Source organism: Streptomyces sp. NPDC048270, assembly GCF_040652335.1.
Lineage (GTDB): Bacteria > Actinomycetota > Actinomycetes > Streptomycetales > Streptomycetaceae > Streptomyces.
The window spans coordinates 61,384-82,172 of sequence record NZ_JBEZLV010000030.1; the positions used below are offsets into that span (position 1 = coordinate 61,384).

Annotated in this window: 4 protein-coding genes (1 of these 4 running past the window's edge); all 4 read right to left on the reverse strand. The window is 76.3% G+C overall.

All coding sequences use genetic code 11. From position 1 onward, the window contains the following. Tightly spaced (each overlapping or abutting the next), the 4 genes in view from AB0D66_RS24655 to AB0D66_RS24670 form a layout consistent with a single transcriptional unit that may run on beyond the window. Nucleotides 1-1,230, reverse strand: a complete 1,230-nt coding sequence (locus tag AB0D66_RS24655; RefSeq protein WP_362307414.1) for a hydroxymethylglutaryl-CoA synthase — start codon at nt 1,228-1,230, stop codon at nt 1-3. After that, entirely contained in the window at nt 1,227-1,526 is a 300-nt protein-coding gene (locus AB0D66_RS24660) for a phosphopantetheine-binding protein (RefSeq protein WP_362307417.1), read from the reverse strand. The genes AB0D66_RS24655 and AB0D66_RS24660 overlap by 4 nt, the downstream gene beginning before the upstream one ends. Beyond that, complete coding sequence (locus AB0D66_RS24665; protein ID WP_362307420.1) at nt 1,523-2,476, reverse strand: LnmK family bifunctional acyltransferase/decarboxylase; 954 nt, start codon at nt 2,474-2,476, stop codon at nt 1,523-1,525. Before AB0D66_RS24665 ends, AB0D66_RS24660 begins: the two co-directional genes overlap by 4 nt. After that, nucleotides 2,473-20,789 carry the 3' portion of an SDR family NAD(P)-dependent oxidoreductase gene (locus AB0D66_RS24670; protein ID WP_362307423.1) on the reverse strand. Its footprint extends 3,331 nt past the window's final position, so 18,317 of the gene's 21,648 nt are visible here — the last part of the coding sequence; its start codon lies beyond the right edge, outside the window; it ends in the stop codon at nt 2,473-2,475. Before AB0D66_RS24670 ends, AB0D66_RS24665 begins: the two co-directional genes overlap by 4 nt.

A 20,789-nucleotide genomic window follows, 5' to 3' on the forward strand; every position in this document is an offset into this window, starting at 1 on the left:
TCAGCGCCACGCGTAGCGCCGGTGGTAGTCCTCCACGCCGGTGAGCACGAGCAGTTCGCCCGGCCGTCCGGCGTGGTCGAGGTAGTCGGACCAGTCCTCGGTCCGGATCCGGCGCTCGCGGTCGGGGACGAGGCAGCCGCGGGTCTCCTTCAGCAGCCGGGTGTACTCGTCGAAGCCGATGTCGCGCCGGGCGGCCAGCCGTTCGCCGATGCGCAGGGCGCCGAGCGCCCGCCGGGATTCGGGGGTGATCACCCCGCTGAGGAACTCGGAGGCGCAGCCGGAGCCGTACGCGAACAGGCCGATGCGCTCGGGCCGGTCGCAGGGCGCCGTGTCGATGGTGGAGGCGAGCGCGAGGTAGAGCGAGCCGGAGCAGAGGTTGCCGACCACCCGGGGGTAGGCCAGCGAGGGCGCCACGCGGCGGGCGAAGTCGGCCTCGATCGCGGCGGGCCGCGCCTCGCCGTGTTCGCGCATCATCTTGCGGTGCCCGGCCCGGACCAGCCCGGCGAACGGGGTGTGCATCACCAGCCGGTCGAAGGTGTCCGCGAAGTCGGCGCCCTCCACCCGGCCGGCGTAGTCGGCGAAGCTGTGGGCGAGGCAGTCGAGGTAGGCGAAGAGGGACCGGTCGGCGTCCGCGATGTCGAGGGTGGGCAGCGGCCGGGCGGAGTCCAGGGTCTCGTAGCTGTACAGGCCGTGGGCACCGGGGTCGATGGCCATGATCCGGGGGTCCTCGCCCAGCAGGACGGCCGCGGCGCCGTGGCCGGTGGCGGCCTCCGCGTACTCGGCGTACTCGTCGACCACGGCCACGTCGGTGGCGATGACCAGGGCCTTGGCCCCCGGTGAGCGGCCGGACGCGAGGTAGCCGGCGGCCAGTTGGACCGCACCGGTCGCCGCGTAGCAGGCCTGCTTGGCCTCCATCACCCGGCAGGAGCGGGAGAGTCCGAGGTATTCGTGGACGTAGGAGGCGACCGACTTGCTGTAGTCCACTCCGGACTCGGTGGAGGTGACGAGGAGTTCGATGCGGCCGCGCTCGGCCGGGTCCAGGGCGTCGACCAGGGCCTTGGCGCTGTTGACGGCGTTGGTCACCGGATCCTCGAAGGGCAGGCCGACCGAGCGGCGCTCCATCATCAGGTTGCCGAGCCGGGCGGGGTCCAGGCCGCGGCCCTCGAACAGTGCGGGAAGGGCGATGCCGGCCAGGCCGGCGTACACGTTGAGCGCTTCGATCCCGATCATGCCGACCGCCCCCGGCTCAGGTGCTCGATGAGGCCGTCGATGTCGGGGACGGCGCTGAAGTTCGACATCGGCTCGTCGATGCCGAGGCGCCGGGTGACGCCCAGGATGATCTCGACCCGGTCCACCGAGTCGGCGCCCAGGTCCCTCAGGTGCTTCTCCCCGGTGATCTCCTCTGCCGGCAGGGCCGGCAGGATGCCGCGGATCACCTCGCGCAGCGCCTGCTCGGCCCTGGCCCGGGCGGCCCCTTCCGCGCTGCGCCGTGCGCCGTCCACGCCGTCCTCCTCCACGCTGGTCACCGTGCCTCCTCGGGGTCCCACAGCACCCGCTGGGTGCTGACGGCTATCAGGTCCGCGCTGTGCGCGTCGCGCACCACGACGTCGACGATCTCCTCGCCGGCGTCGGACCGTGTGGCGCGGACGGTGACGCCGATCTCGAACTCGCTGTCGGGGTCGGCGTTGCCGACGTAGCAGAGCTGCTGGTCGATGACCCGCCGGCGCAGGAACGCCCGGTCCGTGCGGCCCAGTCCACGCCACTGGCGCAGCACGGCCTGGTCGACGAAGGAGAAGTAGGACGCGAAGTAGACGAGTCCGACCCCGTTCAGGTCGCGGGTGATGTCGATGCCGTACCGGGTGGTGAACCCCTCGGCGACGGTGCGGTACTCCCCCGCGGAGTCCTCGCAGAAGGTCAGCAGCGACCGGGCGCGGCCGTAGACCGGCCGCGGCGAGTACTCCTCGGGCAGGGCCGGCAGCCGGGTGTGGTCGAAGTCCGGCGGCGAGGCGGCCCTCAGGCCCCGGTTGCTGTCGGCGTCGCGGCGGCTGACCCAGCGGTTGAAGTTCTCCACGTGCAGGGCGCCGGGGGCCGGTCCGCGGTGGAAGGCGGCCGGGTCCCAGGGCTCCGGCGGGGTGCCCGCCGGGGTGGTCGAGGAGATCCGGTGGACGGTCAGCACCGACTCGCTGCCGAAGTCGAAGGAGCGCGACACCACGTCGAGTTCGTCGCCGAAGGTGGGGCTGCGCAGGTGGAACTCCCGGCTGCCGCGCACCCGGTAGTAGAAGAAGGCGAGGTACGCGGGCGCGCCGTCGGCGTTCTTGGCCGCGAGGACGTCGGTGTCGCACAGGGCTCCGACCGTCTCCCAGGTCCAGTCCCCGATCTGGCCGAGGAACAGCGAGTTGTGGCCGCACATGGCGGGTGACACGGTCACCCGGCGCCGGACGGTGCCGGTGTCCAGCACCTGGAAGGCGGGGGTCATCGGGCGGCCTCCGGTCGGCCGGCCGCGTCGACCCCGTCGACCGCGGCCAGGAAGCCGTCGAGCACCTCGTTGAAGCGTTCGGCGGCGGTGAGGCTGGGGAAGTGGCCCGCGTCCTCGAACTCGCGGTAGCGGACGTCGGGCAGGGTGCCGTGCAGCAGGTGGCCGGTCTTCAGCGGGACCACCGTGTCGTGCCTGCCGTGCACGATGAGCGCGGGCACGGCCAGGCCCGCCAGCCTGGGCAGCAGGTTCGGGGAGGCGTCGAACTCGTCGAGGTAGCGCAGCCCGATCCGGGCGTCCAGGCTCTCGCAGCGCAGCAGCAGCTCCTCGTAGCGCTCCCGGTGTTCGGCGATCGGCCCGGTGCCGGGCTCGGCGAGCAGGCGGTCGAAGTCCTCCCGGGCGACGAGCGCGAGGCGGTTCATCTCGCCCTGCCGGTTGCCCACCTTGTACGACCCGCCGATCAGGGTCAGGGAGGCGACCTCGCGCGGGTGGCGCAGCGCGAGGGACATCGCGGGCAGCGCGCCGAACGAGGCGCCGCCGAGGTGGACCGGGCCCCGCACGTCCAGGGCGTCGAGGGTGCGGCGCAGCAGGTCGGCCAGGCCCTCCACGGAGAGGTCGGCGGCGGCCGTCGTGGCCCCGACGCCCGAGTGGTGGACGCAGATCACCCGGTGGCGGGCGGCCAGCCCGGCGAACTGCGGGCCGAAGAAGCCCGCGCCGATGTTGAAGGGGTGCAGCAGGACCAGCGGGCTGCCCTCGCCGGCGGTGAACACCTCCACGTCGCCCTCGCTGAGGGCGACCAGATGCCTGCGCACGTCGGGCTGGTACTCGCGCAGGACGGCGAGGTTCTCGTTCAGCGGCTGGTGGCCCTCGTCCATCGCGGCCCGGACGTCGGCGGGGATCGCGGCCGCCGGATGGTAGACGGCGGTCGCCGGGTGCTCGGCGGCGCCGCGCGCGTCGACCGGTACGAGCTCCGGGGCCGGGCCGCCGTCGCGGTACAGCGCGGCCACGCGGCGGCCGGCCTCCGCCGCCCGTAGGGCCCCGAGGCCGACCGGCACGGCCAGCCGGATCAGCGCGGCGGCGTCCGGGCCGGCGGACAGGTGCGGCGCGGCGCGGACCCCGGTGCGGCGGTATATCCAGGCCAGCTGCTCGGCCACCGGGTGGGCGGACGCGTCGGCCCCGGGCAGCCGGGCCGCGTCGAGCAGCACACAGTGGCCGCCGGCCTCCCGGACCGGCAGCCCGGCGTCGGCGAGCACCTGCCGCAGCGCCCGGACCGCCTCCATCCGCCCGGCCACCAGAGCGGCGGAGCGCTCGCGGTCGGCGAGCGCCGCCGCGATCAGCCGGCGCTGGGCGACGCCCGGCTCGCGGCCGCGCCGCATGACGTCCTCGTGCAGCAGGCCGGCCAGCGCGGCGTCGTCGGTCGCGACGATCCCGCCGAGGTCGATGCCGTGGTCCTTGGACAGGCCGAGGGTGACGGCGGTCGCGAGGCCCAGGATCTCCTCGGCGACCTCCCACAGCTTGCGGCCCCGCTCGCCGTCCTCGTGCTCGGTGACGAAGGCCGCGTTCTCCAGCACCCGCGTCGCGTCCAGTACGAGCGGCACCCGGTGGGCGTCGGCCACGGCCCGGATCCGGCGCAGGTTCGCCAGCGACAGCGGGAGGCCGCCGAGCGCGTTGGTGCTGGTCTCGACGCACACGAAGGACACCGTGCCGGGATGGGCGGCCAGCGCCCGGTCCAGGTCCTCCGCGTCCAGGTCCCCCCGGAAGGGCGTCGGCCCGTCGGCGGTAGCGGCCGCCCGGATCCTCAGCGGGGCGAAGCCGTGCTCGACCTGGTTCAGCGCCCAGGTCGGGAAGAGCTCGTTCTGCGCCACGAGCCCCCGCCGGCCGGGCCAGGCCCGGCAGAGCAGCGCCTCGGCGGAGCGGCCCCGCAGGGTCGGTACGACGTGCCGGAAGGGCAGCAGGCCCGCCAGGTCGTCGGCCGGCCCGGAGCGCCCCTCGGCCTGCGCGCGCAGGGCGGCCATGCCCTCGGCCACGTACGCGGTGTCGAGTTCGGTCCAGGAGTCGGTGACGAGGTCGAAGTCGGCCTCGCCGGAGGCGAGCAGCAGCGGGTTGTACCCGTGCGCGGCCAGGCGGCGCTCCCGGACGGCGACGGCCCCGGCGTCCGGCGGTACGGCAGGGCTCGGCGGGGCGGATACGGGTGCGGGTGCGGGTGCGGGTGCGGGGATGCGTACGGGCTTCGTCGTGGTGTCGGGCCTGCCGGCGGGGGCGGGCTCGGTGGGCGCGGCCTGTGCGGGCCGCGCGAGCCGGGGGCCGGCCGGGGGCCGGGCCGCCGACACCTGGGGGTTGGCGATCATCAGGATCAGCTCGCCGACATCGGTCGGCTCGCCGCCGGCCGGCCGGCACAGGTAGACCGGCAGGTTGACGGGCCGGAACTTGTTCTTGAAGCGGAAGTTCCCCTCACCGGTGAACACCCCGGTGGACCGCAGCTCGGCCAGCGCCTGCTCGGCCACCGGGTCGGCGTTCTCCGACGCGCACAGCCGCACGCCCAGGCTGGCCCCGAAGCTGAACATCGTGACACCCTCCGAGGCCAGCAGCTCCACGATCCGCACGATGGTGAACTCCAGGCCCCCCATCGGCGTCTGGTCCGAGTAGAACTCCAGGTCCAGCAGGTAGCCGTGCTCGGAGGGGATCCGGGTCACGATGACCGCGCTGCGCAGCTCGTTCGCGGCGTACGTGAGGAACATCCGGTGGCGCTCCGCGAGCAGCCCGCGGCTGATCTCCTCGCGCACGGTGAACACGTACGGATTGACCATGTCCTTGGTGGCGCACCAGCCGTCGATCAGCCCGGCGATCGCGGCGTCCGTGGCCGGATCGGAACCGACGAGGTACTCGGCGACGGCGGCCCCGGGCATCCGCTCGAAGCGCTGCACCATGTACCGCAGGCGGCGCATGCGGGGCCCGGTCAGCGTGAACTCCCCGATCTCCTCCATCCGCTGGACCACGCCGAAGGGGGTGGCCGAGAACGGGCGCCCGCCGGCCTCCTCCAGGCGGATCATGGAGAGCAGGTTGGGCTTCAGACCGTGCCGCTCGGCGTGTTCGGTGTACTCGGCGGTGAGCTTCGGGAGGTCCTCCCGCGACCCGACGTAGCTCCACGCCAGCAGCGAGCCGTCCCGCTGGGAGAAGTTGAAGTAGGCGCCGCGGGCCGAGCCGAGGAAGATCAGCGGAGCGATGTCCCGGCCGGGCAGGCCGCCCTCCTTGGCGTGCCGGCGGTCGAGTTCCGCGACCACCGCGGCGATCTCCGGATGGTTCTCCAACTCGCGCTTGCGCACCACGGCCGGACCGGCCGCGGGCGGCTCGGCCGCCAGGTCGGGAGCCGGCCCGGACGGCGCAGCGGCCGGCAGGTCCTCCGCGCGGGCGCCGTGCGCCGAGGACAGGTGGTCGGCCAGGGCGCGCACCGTGGGGTGGTCGAAGAGCAGGGATTTGCGCTGCGGCCCGAAGCGCCGCTCCAGGGCCGCGACGACCCTGAGCATGTCGAAGGAGGTGAAGCCCTGGTCGGCGAAGCCCGTCTCCTCCCGGACCGGGCGTTCGGCGGTCGTCTCGATGAACCGGGCGAGCTGTCGTGCCGTCAGGAGGGGTGCCTCGGCGGGCGGGCCGGCGGGGGTGGGCGCGGGTTCCTCGCGCGGCTGCGGCTCCGGGCGCGCCGCCCGTACGGGGGGTGGCTGGTGGCCTGCCGGTACGGGGAGGGCGGCGAGGGCTGCGGCGACGCAGGCGCTCAGCCGCTCGACCGAGTCCTGCTCGTAGAGCTCCGCCGCCTTGAGGTCCAGGTCGTAGGTCTCGTTGATCAGCCGGACCAGGTCCATCCGGAAGATCGAGTCCAACCCCAGCTCTCCGAAGGACTGATCGGGCGGCAGCTCGTCCTCCGGCGCCCCGAGGATGTCGGAGAGGAGTCCCGTGACGGTCCGGCGGACCTCGTCGAGCGGGATGCCGGGGCCCGCGGGGGCGGCCGGGGCGGGGTCGGGGGCGGGACTCGGAGGCGGAGCCGGGACGGGGGCCGCTGGGGCGGGGGCCGGGGCGGCGACCTCAGCGGGGGCAGAGCCCGTTGCCGGGACGGGGGCCGGGGCAGGGGCCGGGACGGGGGCCGGGGCCGGAGCGGCGGCCGCGGCGGGGGCCGGGGCCGGGACGGGGACCGGGGCCGGGGCCGGGACCCGCGCCGGGGCGGGCCGCTCCGTCGGGGTCTCGGGTTCGCCGAGGGGGGCCAGTCTCACCCGCTCCCGGGCGGGCGGCGACGTCGAGGACGGTGACGATTCGATGGTGGCCTCCAGGATCGGATGCGTGGCGTCGCCGGACGCGAACCAGTGGCGGGTTCCGGCGAAGGGGACGGAGGGCAGCGGGATGCGGCGCGGGAGCGGTCCGGACCACAGGCGGGTCCACTCGACCGCGGCGCCCTCGGTCCAGGCCCGCGCCAGCCCGTCGGCGTCCCCGTACTGCGCGTCCGCCGCGGCCGGGGCGCCCCGGCGGGCCGTGGCGCGGTGGGCGCCGGCCGGGGTGCCGCCCGCGGCGGCGGCCCGGAGCCCGCGGACGAGCTCGTCGCGGTCGCGCACCACCAGGGCCAGGCGCTCCGGCCATTCCTCCCGGCCCGTCTGCAACGTACGGGCCACCGAGGCGAGTCGTGGTGTCCGCCGCTCCACGTGATCGGCCAGCAGGCCCGCGTAGGCCTCCAGTTGGGCCGGAGAGCGAGCGGACAGCACGACCAGCCGCGCGCTGCCGTCGTCCGCGGCGGCGGGTTCGGGCGGGAAGGACTCCAGCACCACATGGGCGTTGGTGCCGCCGAAGCCGAACGAGCTCACCCCGGCGCGCCGGACGGGTATGCCGTCCGCGCCCGCCGGACCGTCCCACGGGGCCGGCCCGTCGACGATCCGCAGCGGTGTGCCGTCCAGCCGGATGTGCGGGTTGAGCCGATCCAGGTGCAGGTGGGGCGGGAGTTGGCCGTGCTCCATGCCGAGGAGGACCTTGAGCACCCCGGCGATGCCCGCCGCGGCCTCCAGGTGGCCGATGTTGGTCTTCACCGATCCGATCGCGAGGTGCGGCCGGTCGGGCAGCTCCCGGCCCCGGTCGGCGTACAGGGTCGCGAGGGCCTGCTTGACGCCCTCGATCTCCACGGGGTCGCCGAGGCTGGTGCCGGTGCCGTGCGCCTCCAGGTAGGTCAGGAGGTCGGGGTCGGTGCCGGCCGCGCGGTGCGCCCGTACCAGGACCCGCGCCTGTGCCTCGGGGTTGGGCGCGGTCAGCGAGGCGGCCCGGCCGCCGTGCCCGACCGCCGTCCCGGTGATGACGCCGTAGACGTGGTCTCCGTCGGCGAGCGCGCGGCCGAGCGGCTTCAGCAGCACCACGCCGCACCCCTCGCCCCGGACGTATCCGTCCGCGTCCGCGTCGAAGGTCTTGCAGCGGCCGTCCGCGCTGAGCATCCCGGACTGCTGGAAGGAGCTGAACAGGGCCGGGCTGAGCAGTACGTTCACACCGCCGACCAGGGCCTGCTCGCACTCCCCCGCCGCCAGCGCGCCGACCGCGCGGTGGATGGCCACCAGCGAACTCGAACAGGCCGTGTCCACGGACTCGCTCGGGCCGCGCAGGTCCATCAGGTAGGAGACCCGGTTCGCGAGGATGGCGTGCGCGACGCCGCTCGCACTGTGCGCCTCCACCGGGGCCCCGTCCCTGCCGAGCAGGTCGGCGTAGTCGGAGGTGGAGACGCCGGCGAACAGGCCCGTCGCCGTCCCGGCGAGGTCGGCGGGACGGTGGCCGGCGTCCCAGACCGCCCGCCAGGCGGTTTCCAGGAACAGCCTCTGCTGGGGGTCCATCAGGGCGGCCTCGCGCGGGGCGATGCCGAAGAAGCGGGCGTCGAACCGGCTCACGTCGGCCAGGAAGCCGCCCCGGAACGCGGAGGCGCCGGGGGCGCCGACGAGGTCCGTGCGGTCCTGCGGCACTCCCGCCACCAGGTCGTGCCCGGCCATCAGATGGTCCCAGAACTCGGTGGTGCCGGCGGAACCGGGCATCACGGCCGCCATGCCGACCACCGCGACCGCGAACGGCCCGGCGGCGGGCTCCGGCTCGGGTTCGGGCTCGGCCGCGGGCACGGGCTCGGGTTCGGGCTCGGCCGCCGGCACGGGCTCGGGTTCCGGTTCGGGTTCCGCCTGGGCCGCGGGCCGGTGGCGCGCCGCCACCTCGGCGGCGTGGTGGCGGCCCAGATGTACGGCGAAGGAGGCCAGGTCGGGGCATTCGAAGAGGACGGTGGGCAGCAGGTCCAGGCCGTAGAACTCGTTCACCTGGTTGATCAGCTCGGTCAGTGTGATGGAGTCGAAGCCAAGCTCCAGCAACTGGGCGTCCAGGTCGACCTCGTGGGGGTCGACCAGCAGGAATCCGGCCGCCATCGACCGTAGTTCGCGCTCCACCTCGGCCGGCGGCGGCTCGCCGGGGGCGACGGGGTCCGAGGCGGCCGGCTCCACCGCGGGGGCGGCGCCGACGGAGGACGGGACGGCGGGCACGGCGGCCGGATCCGCCGCCGGCTCGGCCGCCGGCTCGTTCGCCCGCTCGGTCGCCCGCCCGGTCGCCGGGTCCGCCGCCGGATCGGCCGCCCGGACCGGGCGCTGGACCGTACGCCGGTCCGGGCGCTGGACGACCGTGACCCGCACCTCCTGCCCGCCGGCGGCCAGGTCGAGCGCCCGCAGTCCGTTGGCCGTGCTCATGGGCGCCATGTCCCAGCGCCGGGCGAGGAGTTCACGGGTGGCGGGGTCCACGCTCATCCCGCCGTCCTCCCACAGCGGCCAGGCGATCGAGACGGTGTGCCCGGCTCGGAGGCCGGCCGCCTGGCGCTGGGCCCGCTGCTCGGCGAACTCGTCCAAGAAGGCGTTGGCGTAGGCGTAGTCGAGCTGTCCCGGGTTGCCGCTGTAGGCCACCACCGAGGAGTAGAGGACGAAGAAGTCGAGGGGCTGTCCGATGGTCGCCTCGTCGAGCGCGAGCACTCCGGCCGTCTTCGGTGCGAGCACGGCATCGAGGTCCGCCCGGCTCTTGGCCACCGCGCGGGAGTCGCGGGTGACCCCGGCCGCGTGCACGACGCCGCGCAGCGGGCCGTACCGCGAGACGGCGTCGGCGACCAGCCGGTGGGCCCCGGCGGCGTCCGAGACGTCGGCGCGCAGGTACCGGACGGCGGCGGGGCCGCTCCGGTCCAGCTCCTCCACCGACTCGCGGCGCTCCGGGTCGAGTTCGGAGCGGCCCACGAGGAGGACGGTCACCCGCTCGCGCGAGGTCAGGAGCCGCGCGGTGTGCAGGCCCAGCGGGCCGGCCCCACCGGTGATCAGGTACACGCCGTCCGGGCGCGGCCGCAGCTGCACGGCGTGCGGGGGGTCGAAGTCCAGCAGCACTCGGATCTGCCGCTCGCCGTTGCGGTGGCGGACCTCGGCGGCGGTTCCCGGCCGGCAGCCGGTCAGTTCCGCCACCAGTCGCGCGGCCCGGAGCCGTGGCGGCGCCACGGCGTCCGCGCCCTCGAACGCGACGCGGGCGGCGCCCAGTCGGCTGTGCTCCAGGCTCAGGCTGCGCAGGGCGGCGCCGACCGCCGCGTCGTAGGGGCGGGAGGACGGGGTGGGGGCGGTGAACCCGTAGACCACCCGCAGGTCGCTCGGGGCGCCGGACCGGGCGAGCAGGGCGGTGGTGAGGGCGACCAGGGGGCGGAACCCCCGGTCGAGGCTGCCGGGCAGGTCGTCGCTGCCCTGGCCGGCCGGGTTCTCGGGGGCGCAGAGGATCAGGGCGTCCGGTGCCAGCCCCCGAGCGGCGAGGTCCGCGACGAGGCGCGTGCACTGCTCCCGGTCGGCGGGGGCCAGCCGGTAGCCGCCGTCCTCGGTCCGCGCGAACTCCGCGGCCGGGGTCAGGGCGACGGCCCGGATCCCGGCCGCGGCGAGCTCCTCGGCCAGGGCCTCGGTCAGCCCCGCTCCCTCGGCGGCGACCAGGGCGAGACGCGGGCCCTGGGCGCCGGTCGCGGCGGGCGGCACCGGCTCGTTCTGCCAGGCCGGGCGGGCGAACCGGACGAGCGCCGCCTCCTCCGGGGGCGGGCCGGCGGGCGGGGCCGGCGGAGCCGGCGGGCCGGGCCGGTGCCGGTCGTCGTCCGGCTCGGCGAGCCAGTAGCGGGCGCGGTCGAAGGGGTAGGTCGGGAAGGCGGTGCGCGAAGGCCTGGGGCCGGACCACAAGCGCGGCCAGTCCACCTCCGCCCCGGCCGACCACGCCCGGGCGGCCGCCACCCGGTCCTCCCCGCTCCAGGGCGGTACGCCGGTACGGGCGGCGGTCCCGGTGTGGACCCCGGGGACCTGCCGCCCCTCGGCGAAGGCCCGCAGCCGCTCCGCGAGTTCGCTCACGCTGCCGGCCACCACGGCGAGCCGCTCGGCCAGCTCCCGGCGCCCGGTCTGGCTCGTCCAGGCGAGCGGACGCAGCGACCTCGGGGCATCGTCGGCCCCGGACGGGCGGGACCCGTCGCCCAGGTGCTCCGCGACCCGCCCGGCGAGCACGGTGAGCCGTTCCTTCGTCCGGGCGGACAGCAGGAACACCTCGTCGTGGCCCCCGGGTCCGCCGGGTCCGACACCGGCGTCCGCCGGAGCGTCCGCTCCCATGTACTCCTCCAGCACGAGGTGGACGTTGGCCCCGCCCGCGCCGAACGAACTGACGCCCGCCCTGCGCGGGTACGCGGTCGCCTGCCCGTCGACGTGCAGCTCGGGCCGCGGCCACGGGGCGACCTCGGTCAGCGGCAGGAACGGCGACCCTGCGAAGTCGATCTTCGGGTTGACCCGGTCCAGGCTCGCGCTCGGATACAGCACGCCGTCGCGGAGCTGGAGCAGGACCTTGGTCAGCCCGGCGATGCCGGCCGCGCCCTCCAGGTGGCCGATGTTGGCCTTCACCGAGCCGATCGCGACCGGCGGGGCCTCCCGGCCCGGGTCGCCCGCCGTGTCCCGGCCGGAGCCGAAGGCCCGGGTGAGGGCCGCCACTTCGATCGGGTCTCCCAGCGCCGTGCCGGTGCCGTGGGCTTCCACGTAGCCGACGGTGCGCGGGTCGAACCCGGCCTCCTCCAGCGTCCGGGCCACCAGCGCGGCCTGCGCGTTGGGGTTGGGCACCGTGTAACCGCTGGTCTTGCCGCCCGCGTTGGCCCGGCTCGCCTTGATGACGGCCCAGATCCGGTCGCCGTCGGCGCGCGCCGCGGCCAGCGGCTTGAGCAGCACCGCGCCGACCCCCTCGCCGGGGACGTAGCCGTCCGCGTCCGCGTCGAAGGTGCGGCAGGCGTCGCCGCTCGCGAGCATGCCGCGGGCGGACAGGGCCACCAGGTGCGCCGGGTGGAGGATCAGGTTGACCCCGCCCGCGATGGCCATCCGGCACTCACCCCGGCGCAGGCTCTCGCAGGCCAGGTGCACGGCGGTGAGGGAGGACGAGCAGGCCGAGTCGACGGCGAAGCTCGGCCCGGTCAGGTCGAACACGTAGCTGGCCCGGTTGGCCACCGACCAGTACGCCGAGTGCGCCGCCCCGAACTCGCCCCGAGGCCACCCCGAGGCCGCGGCGAGCTGGCCGTACGAGCCGTACATCAGCCCGGCGAAGACGCCGGTCTCGGGCACCCTGGTGTGCTCGCCCAGATAGCCGGTCTCCTCCAGGAGGTTCCAGCAGGTCTCCAGGAACAGCCGCTCCTGCGGGTCGATGGCGGCCGCCTCGCGCGGCAGGATGCCGAAGAGCTGGGGATCGAACCCGTCGATGCCGTCCAGGAAGCCCGCCCACTTGCCGTAGCTGCGGTTCGGGCGGCCGCGCCGGGGGTCGAAGTACTCCCGCCAGTCCCACCGGTCCGCGGGCACCTCGGTCACGGAGTTGGCGCCTGCGGCGAGGTTCCGGGCGAAGGCGTCGAGGTCGGGCGCGCCGGGGTACCGGCCGGTGACGCCGACCACCGCGATGTCGAGCCCGTCGTCGGCGGGCCGGCTCCCGCCCGGGGCGGCGGGGTGCGGCGCGGGCGCGTCGGCCGGGGCCGCCGTCTCGGCGCCGTGGACCGCCGTCTCGGCGCCGTGGGCCGCTTCCGCGGCCGGGGGGCCGGTCCGCGGGGTGGCGGGCGCCGCCGCGCTCGCCGGGTCGTGCGCAGCGCGGGACCCGCGCGTGAGGACGGCGGTGAGGCGCTCCGTCCGGACTTCGAGGAGGTGGGCGGCGAGCCGTTCGATCGTCGCGTGCTCGAACAGCAGGGTCGCCGGGAGCTCGCCCAGGTCGGCGGAGAGCAGCTCGACGATCTCCGCCCCGAGGAGCGAGTCGACCCCGAAGTTCTCCAGCGTCTCCCGGTCCGTGAGTTCGTCCTCGCCGCACTTGAGCAGTCCGGCGAAGACGCGCTTGAGATAGTCACGGGCCAGGCGGTCCAGATCCGGGGGCGGGGCGGCGGTCGCCAGGGCCGCCGTGGCGTGGGGCGTTGCGTCGGGCGCGGCATCCGCCTCGGCGGCGGGCGCGTGGTCCCGCACGGCGTCGGGCGTGGCGGCGCGCGCCTCGGCGCGGTCGTCGGCGGCGGGCCGGGAGGGTGCCGGGGCGGTGGTGAGCGGCATGCCGTGCTCGGCCAGGCGGGCCGGGTCGGCCTTGATGACCAGCACCTGCCCGGCCCCGCTGGACAGGGCGGTCCGCAGGGCCGCGACACCCTCCGCCGGGTCGATGGAGCCGACGCCGAGGGCCGCGAACGCGCGGTGGTAGCGCTCGTGCGACACCGCGCCGACGGTCCCCCAGAAACCCCAGTTCACCACCGACACCGGGAAGGCGCACCGGCCCCGCGCCTGCCAGGCGTGGGCGTCCTCCAGGGTCGCGGCCGCGGCGTAGTTGGCCTGTCCGGGCGAGGCGACGAAGGAGGCCGCGGAGGAGAACAGGACGCAGAAGTCCGGCTGTTCGGCCGCGAGCGCGTCGAACAGCACCGCGGCGCCGACCGCCTTCGCGGCGAGCACGCGCGTGAAGTCCGCCTCCGTCATCCGGGCGAGCGGTACGTCGCGCAGCTCGCCGGCGGCGTGCAGCACTCCGTGCAGGGCGCCGAAGGACCGCCGGGCCTCGGCCACCGCGGCCCGGACCGCGCCGGGGTCGGTGACATCTCCCCGGACGTAGCGGACCTCGCCGCCGAGCCGGCCGATCGCGGCCGCTCCGGCCCGCACCTGCGGGTCGTCGCCGGGCCTGCGGCCGAGCCACACCAGCCGCGCCCCGTGCACGGCCGCCAGGCGCTCGCTCACCGCCCGGCCCAGGCCGCCGGACCCGCCGACCACCAGGTACACACCGCCGTCGCGCGGGGCGGGCGCCGGTCCGGCGGACCGCTCCGGGACGGGCTCGAAGCGGCGCAGGTACCGGCGCTCACCGCGCAGGGCCACCACGGGGTGCGTGCCGTCCTCGGCGGCGATCCGGCGGGCCGCGCGGGCCGGATCGGCGGCGGGGCCGTCCGGGTCGATGTCGACGCAGTCCACCCGCCAGCGGGGGTACTCGGCCGCCACCGTGCGCGAGAGGCCGATCAGGCCGGCGCCGTGCGGCTGGGGCCGGTCCTGCGCGGTGACCGGCAGGACGCCGTGCACGACGAAGGTCACGGCGAGCGGCCGCGCCGCCTGGCCGAACCGGAGCAGTTGCTTGAGCAGGTAGAACACGGCCAGGGTGACGGGGTCGCCGGTGGGCGCGGTGTCGGCGAGTTCCGGCACGGCCCCTGCCCGGCCGGCGAGGACGTAGAGCACGTCGAACGGGCCGGGGGCGGGGGTGGCTCCGCCGAGCGGGATGCGGACCACCTCGTCGTGCGGGTGGAGTGCGGTCAGCGCGTCGGCGAGGGGCCCGTCCCCCTCGGCGTGCGCCACCGCGACCCGCCGGCCCGCGGCGCCGACGGGGAGCCGGCCGCCCGCCGCGGCGGCATCCGCCGCGTGCTCGTCCTCGTACCAGGTCGGGCGGCAGACCAGCAGGGGATGGGCCGGGGACGGGGTGGACACGGAGTCGGCGGTCGCCTCGGCCACGGGAGCGGACACGGAGGGGACACGGGCGGATGCCGCGGCAACGGCGGCGGGCCGGGCGATCCCGCGGGGCGGCCCCCCGGCCGCGGCGGCGGGGCCCGCGCCGGTCACCTCGCCGGTGACGGCGGGCACGGAGCCGGCGGCCGCGGAGGCGCCCGGGGGCGCAACGGGCATCACGGGCTTTGGAGCCGGGGCGGCCGAGGTGGCCGGAGCGGCCGGGGCAGCCGAGGTAACCGGAGCGACCGAGGTGGCCGGAGCAGCCGGAGCGTTGGAGGTAGCCGGAGCGACCGGGCCAGCCGACGTAGCCGGGGTAGCCGGAGCGACCGGGCCAGCCGACGTAGCCGGAGTGGCCGGGGCAGCCGAGGCGGCCGGAGTGGCCGGGGTGGCCGAGGTGGCCGGAGTGGCCGGGGGTGTGGTCCAGTGGCTGGTGCGGGCGAAGGGGTAGGTGGGGAGGGGGACGTTGCGGCGCGGGCGGCCCGCGTGCGCGGCCGCCCAGTCGACCTCCCGGCCCGCCAGGTAGTCCTCCGCGAGCTGCCGCAGCCGCTCGCCGTGGCCGTCCACGGCCGGCCGGCCGCCGGTCAGGAACTCCTCGACCTGTTCGCGCAGTTCGGCGGCGCTGCGGACCACGAAGGCCGCCCGGACGGGGAAGTGCGCGCGGGACACGGCGAGCGTCCGGGCCGTGTCGCCCAGGGCGTGCCGCTCCGTCAGCCGACCCGCCAGCTGCCGTACCCGCTGGTTCAGGGCGACGGCCGTACGGGCCGAGAGGGGCAGTACGACGGCCTCGTCGGCCGCCTGTCCGGCCGCGGACGCGGCCTGCGGCGGGGCCTCGGTCAGCACCACGTGCGCGTTGGTCCCGCTGAAGCCGAAGCTGCTCACCGCGCCCACCCGCAGACCGGACGGCCCGGGCCGCCAGGGCGTCGGAGCGGTGGCGACCCGGAACGGCCCGCCCTCGAAGTCGATCTTCGGGTTGGGCGTGGTGAAGTTCAGCGACGGCGGGATCTGCCCGGCCCGCAGACCGAGCACGACCTTGAGGAAGCCGGCGATGCCCGAAGCCAGCGTGGTGTGCCCGATGTTGGACTTGACCGAGCCCAGGTGGCAGGCGCCGGCCGACTCGTCCCGGTCGCGGAAGACCCGGGTGAGGGCCTTCACCTCGATCGGGTCGCCGAGCACCGTGCCGGTGCCGTGCGCCTCCACGTACCCGATCTCGTCCGGGCCGAGGCCGGCCCGCCGGTGGACGTCCGCCAGGAGCGCCGCCTGCGAGTCGGCGCTGGGCGCGGTGATGCCGTTGGTCCGGCCGTCGCTGTTGGTGCCGGTCGCCTTGATCACCGCGTACACGGTGTCGCCGTCGGCCAGCGCGCGGTCCAGGGGCTTGAGCACCACCGCGCCGACGCCCTCGCCGAGCACGATGCCGTCGGCGGAGGCGTCGAAGGGTGCGCAGCGGCCGGTGGGCGACAGCATGCCCGTGCTGCTGGTCCAGACGTGCATCCGCGGCGTCAGCATCACCGCGACGCCGCCGGCCACGGCCGTCTCGCACTCGCCGGCCCTGATCGCGGCGACGGCCTCGTGCACGGCCACCAGCGAGGAGGAGCAGGCGGTGTCGATCGCGACGGCCGGGCCGCCGAGGTTGAGGTGGTAGGCGATCCGCGCCGCCAGGATGGAGGGCGAGTTGCCGAGGAACGCCTGGCCGGTGCCGTCCTGGCCGTTCGCCTCCAGCAGCCGCAGGTAGTCGCCCGCACCGGAGCCGACGAACACCCCGCAGCTCGCCCGTTCCGGGCCGGGCACCGCGTAGCCCGCGTCCTCCAGGGCCGACCAGGCCTCCTGGAGGAAGAGGCGCTGCTGCGGGTCCATCTGCTCGGCCTCCATCGGCGAGAGGTGGAAGAAAGCCGCGTCGAACAGGTCGACGTCGTCGAGCAGCGCGGCCCATTTGCTGTAGGTACGGCCTTCGGCGCGGCGGTCGGGGTCGTAGTGCTCGGCGATGTCCCAGCGCTCGGCGGGCACTTCGCGGACGCTGCTGCGGCCGGCGAGCAGGTTGGACCAGAAGGCGGACAGGTCGGGGGCGTCGGGGAAGCGGCCGGAGGCACCGATGACGGCGATGTCGACCGGGGCGGTGGCCTTGCCGGCGGCCCTTGCCGTGTCGGGGGTCCTTGCCGTGCCGGGGGTCCTTGCCGTGTCGGGGGTCCTTGCCGTGTCGGGGGTCCTTGCCGTGTCGGGGGTCCTTGCCGTGTCGGGGGTCCTTGCCGTGCCGGCTGTCGGGCGGACCGGGGCGAGGGTCACCGGCCCGGGCCCGCCGTTCGCCCCGGCGGGGCGGATCACCAACGGCGGCGGTGAACCGGCCGACCGGTCCGGCGATGGCCCGTCACCGGACCGGTCGGCCGGGGCCTGTGCGACGCCCCCCGCCGAAAGCCCACCCGAGGCCCCGGCCCCGCGCGTCCCGGCGGGGGCGGACGCGGCGTCGGCGTCGGCGGACGGGGCGTACGGGGCCCTGGCGTCGGCGGGCCGGGCGTACGGAGGCACGGCATCAGCCGGCGGCGCGTACGAAGCCTCGGGGTCGACGGGCGGGGCGTAGGCGGCTCCGGGAGCGGCGGGCGCGGCGTACGGAGGCACGGCATCAGCTGGCGGCGCGTACGAAGCCTCGGGGTCGACGGGCAGGGCGTAGGCGGCTCCGGGAGCGGCGGGCGCGGCGTACGGAGTCGCGGTGTCGGCCGGGGCGGCGTACAAAGCCTCGGCGGGGGCAGGAGGCGCGGCCGCCTCGGCGGGGGCAGGTGGGGCGTACGGGAGGACCGCGGCGGCGTGCAGGGCGCGGGCGCGGGCGGACTCCGCGTCGACGAAGTCGGCCAGCCGGTCGAGGGTCGGGTGGTCGTAGACCGCCACCGAGTCCAGGTCGAGGCCGAAGTGTTGATTGAGATCGCGGACGATCTCCACCGCGCCCAGCGAGTCGACGCCCATCTCACTGAAGGTGAGTTGGGGGTCGATCTCGCTCCGCTCGAGGTACAGGTGTCCGCACAGCGTCTCCATCACCACGCCGATGACGACGTCCCGCTCCGGCCCCCCGGCACCCGAGCCCGACTGCGCCGCGGCAACCGCCCCCGCCTGCGGAGCCACGACCGGGGCCGGGCCGGGGTGCGGCCCCGGCCCCGAGGCCGCGACCGGGGCCTGGACCTGGGGCGGCGCCGGGACCGAGGCCGGTGCCACGGCAGGGGTGGAGCCGGGGAGGAGCACCGAGCCCGAGGCCGGCACCGAAGCCTCGGCGGGGACCGCGACCGCGGCCGGGGCCCACGCGGCAGCCGGGGCCAAGCCCGAGGCCGCAGCCAGGGGCTGGTCCCAGGGCGGCGCCGGGACCGGGCCCGGGGCCGCAGCCGCAGCCGCAGCCGGAGGCTGTACCCCGGGCGGCGCCGGGGCCAAGCCCGAGGCCGCAGTCAGGGGCTGGTCCCAGGGCGGCGCCGGGATCGAGCCCGGGGCCGCAGCCGGGACCGAGGCCGCAGCCGCGGCCAAGGGCCGGTCCCCGGGCACCGCCGGGGCCAGGGGCTGGGGTTCGGTGGGGTGGGGTGGGTGGGTGTAGGCCTGGACTTTGGCCGTGTGGGCGTGGACCCGGTGGAGTGAGTCCTGGCCGAGGACCGCGCGGTGGAGGGCGGCCTCGCGGGTGACCGTCTCGGTCAGGGCGGGGAGGGTGCGGCCGGCCAGCTCCCGTTTCAGGGCGCGGACCGGCAGCACCGGCTGGGACGCGATCGCGCGGGCCAGGTCCAGCGCGGCCGACAGCACCTCGTCGCGCGGCAGGAACGTGACCTGCGCACCGCGCCGCTCCAGTTCGGCACCGCTGAACGGCCTGCCCGTGTAGAACATCTCGGTCGCCAGCGACCGCCCGAACCGGCGCTCCAGGACGTACGTCGCGCCCATGCCCGGCGTGAACCCGTACTTGAGGAAGCTGGCCGCGTACATCCCCTCGCGCGCCATCAGGACCATGTCGGCGTGCAGGCCGAACATCAGCCCGCCGCCCGACGCGTGCCCGGACAGCGCCGCGATCACCGGGCGGTCGCAGGTCAGCAGCCCCTCGTAGAGGAAAGGCACGTCCGTGAAGCTGCCCCGGCCGCCGGCGAGTTGCTCCAGGGCCTCGGGTGTGCCGCCCATGCTGAACGCGGGGCCCGCGCCCGTCAGCACCACGGCCTTGACGTTCTCGTCCGCGCCCAGCTCCGCGAAGGCGGCCTCCAGGCCGCGGACGGTCTCCTCGGTGAACATGTTGCTGCCGCTGCGCATGACCACCAGCGCGATGCCCGGGTCCAGGATCCGCAGTTCGACCGCGGGCCCGTCCTCGGGGAGCGGGCCCGCGGCCCGCTGCGCCGGATACCGTCCGGCCGTCGCCCGGCCGGGCCCGCTCCCCGGCTCCGCACCGCTCGCCGTCCCCCGCACCCGCACCCGCTCCGCCTCTCCCCTGCCGTCCTCGGCGGCGACCGGCCCATTCGACCCGCCCCGCCACTGCCCGAGCCAGCACCTCTCCTCGGTCAGCGGGTGCGTGGGCAGCGGGATCCGCCGCCCCGCCGGCCCGCCGTCCCGGCCGGGCGCCGCGTGTACCTCGTGCCAGCGCACCTCCGCGCCGGCCGCCCAGGCCGCGGCCAGGTCCCGCAGCCGGCCCTGCCGGAAGAGCGCCGCGCACTCCTCCGGTGAGGGCCGCCCCGCCGCACCCGCCGCACCCGCCGTACCCGTCACGTGCTGTTCGTCCGGGCCGCCCATGACGTAGCCGGCGTCCTCCGGCGCCGCGCCCGCCAGGAAGCCGTCGAGCGCCGCCCGCAGACCGTCCAGCCCGGAGGCCCGGCCGTCCGTGACCACGGCCAGCCGGTGGGGCCGTGGCGTGCGGCCGACCTGCAGGGTGTAGGCGAGATCGGCCGGATCGGGCCCGGCCCCCGGCGCGGGGCCGCCCGCCGCCGCCAGCTTGGCGATCTGCCGCAGCGAGCCGTCGGGCGCGAGCGCGTCCGGCGGTACCTCGAAGGCCAGTTCCTCCCCGATCCGGCGTGCCAGCTCCAGCAGACTGGACGGGTCGAGGCCCAGATCGCCCAGCCAGGCGTCCGGGTCGACCTGGTCCTCCCTGACCCCGAGCAGTCCGGCGGCCAGCCGCACGAGCGCCCCGGTCCGGCCCGCGCCGTCGGCGGCGGGCCCGGGCCCCCCGTCGAGGTGCGCCCGTACGGAGCGCGCGTACCCGCGCAGCGCGGCCGCGTCCGGCGCCGAGAGGACGAAGAGCAGCGGGCCGCCGGCGCCGCGCACCGGCCGGGGGACGCTGTCGTACTCCTCCACCACCAGGTGCGCGCCCGCGCCCCCGGCCCCGAAGGCGCTGATCCCCGCCCGGCGGGGCGAGCCGTCGGCCGGCCGGGCCCACTCCTCGGCCCGGCGCTGGATGCGCAGCGGCGAACCGGCCAGGTCGAGGTGCGGGTTGAGCTCGCGGGAGTGCAGGGAGGGGACGAGCCGGCGGTGCCGCAGTTGCAGCAGCACTTTGGTCAGGCCGGCGATGCCCGCGGCGCTCTCCAGGTGTCCGATGTTGGATTTGACCGATCCCACCGCGCAGCCGCCCGCCGCCGTGCCGCTACCGGTGCCGGTGCCGGTGCCGGTGCCGGCGAACGCCTGGCGGAGCCCCTCGATCTCCACCGGGTCGCCGAGCGACGTGCCCGTGCCGTGGGCCTCGATGTAGCCGATCGTGCCGGGGTCCACCCCGGAGCGGCCTAGGGCCGTACGGATCAGCGCGGCCTGCGAGTCGGGGCTGGGCACGGTGAAACCGCTGGTGCGGCCGCTGTGGTTGACGGCCGACGCCCGGATGACACCGTGGATGTGGTCGCCGTCCGCGAGGGCCCGGCGCAGCGGCTTGAGGAGGACCGCGCCCACGCCCTCCCCCGGTACGTAGCCGGTGGCTCCGGCGCCGAAGCTCCGGCAGCGGCCGTCGTCGGAGAGGAACTGCCCCTGCGCGAGCTGGAGGTACTTCTGCGGATGGACGGTGACGTTCACCCCGCCCGCCAGGGCCAGGCTGCTCTCTCCCCGGCGCAGGCTCTCCACCGCGAGGTGGACGGCGGTCAGCGAGGACGAGCAGGCGGTGTCGACGGCCATGCTCGGTCCGGTCAGGCCGAAGGCGTACGAGACGCGGTTCGGGACGGCCGCGTGCATGGCGGTCGGAGCCACGCCCTGGTCCTGGAAGAGCTGGTAGTGGTTCCACATGACGCCGGCGAAGACGCCGACCGTCTCGTCCGCGAGGGTGTGCGCCGGGCGGCCGGCGTCCTCCAGGGCGCGCCAGCAGGTGGTGAGGAAGAGGCGCTCCTGCGGGTCCATCCGCTCGGCGT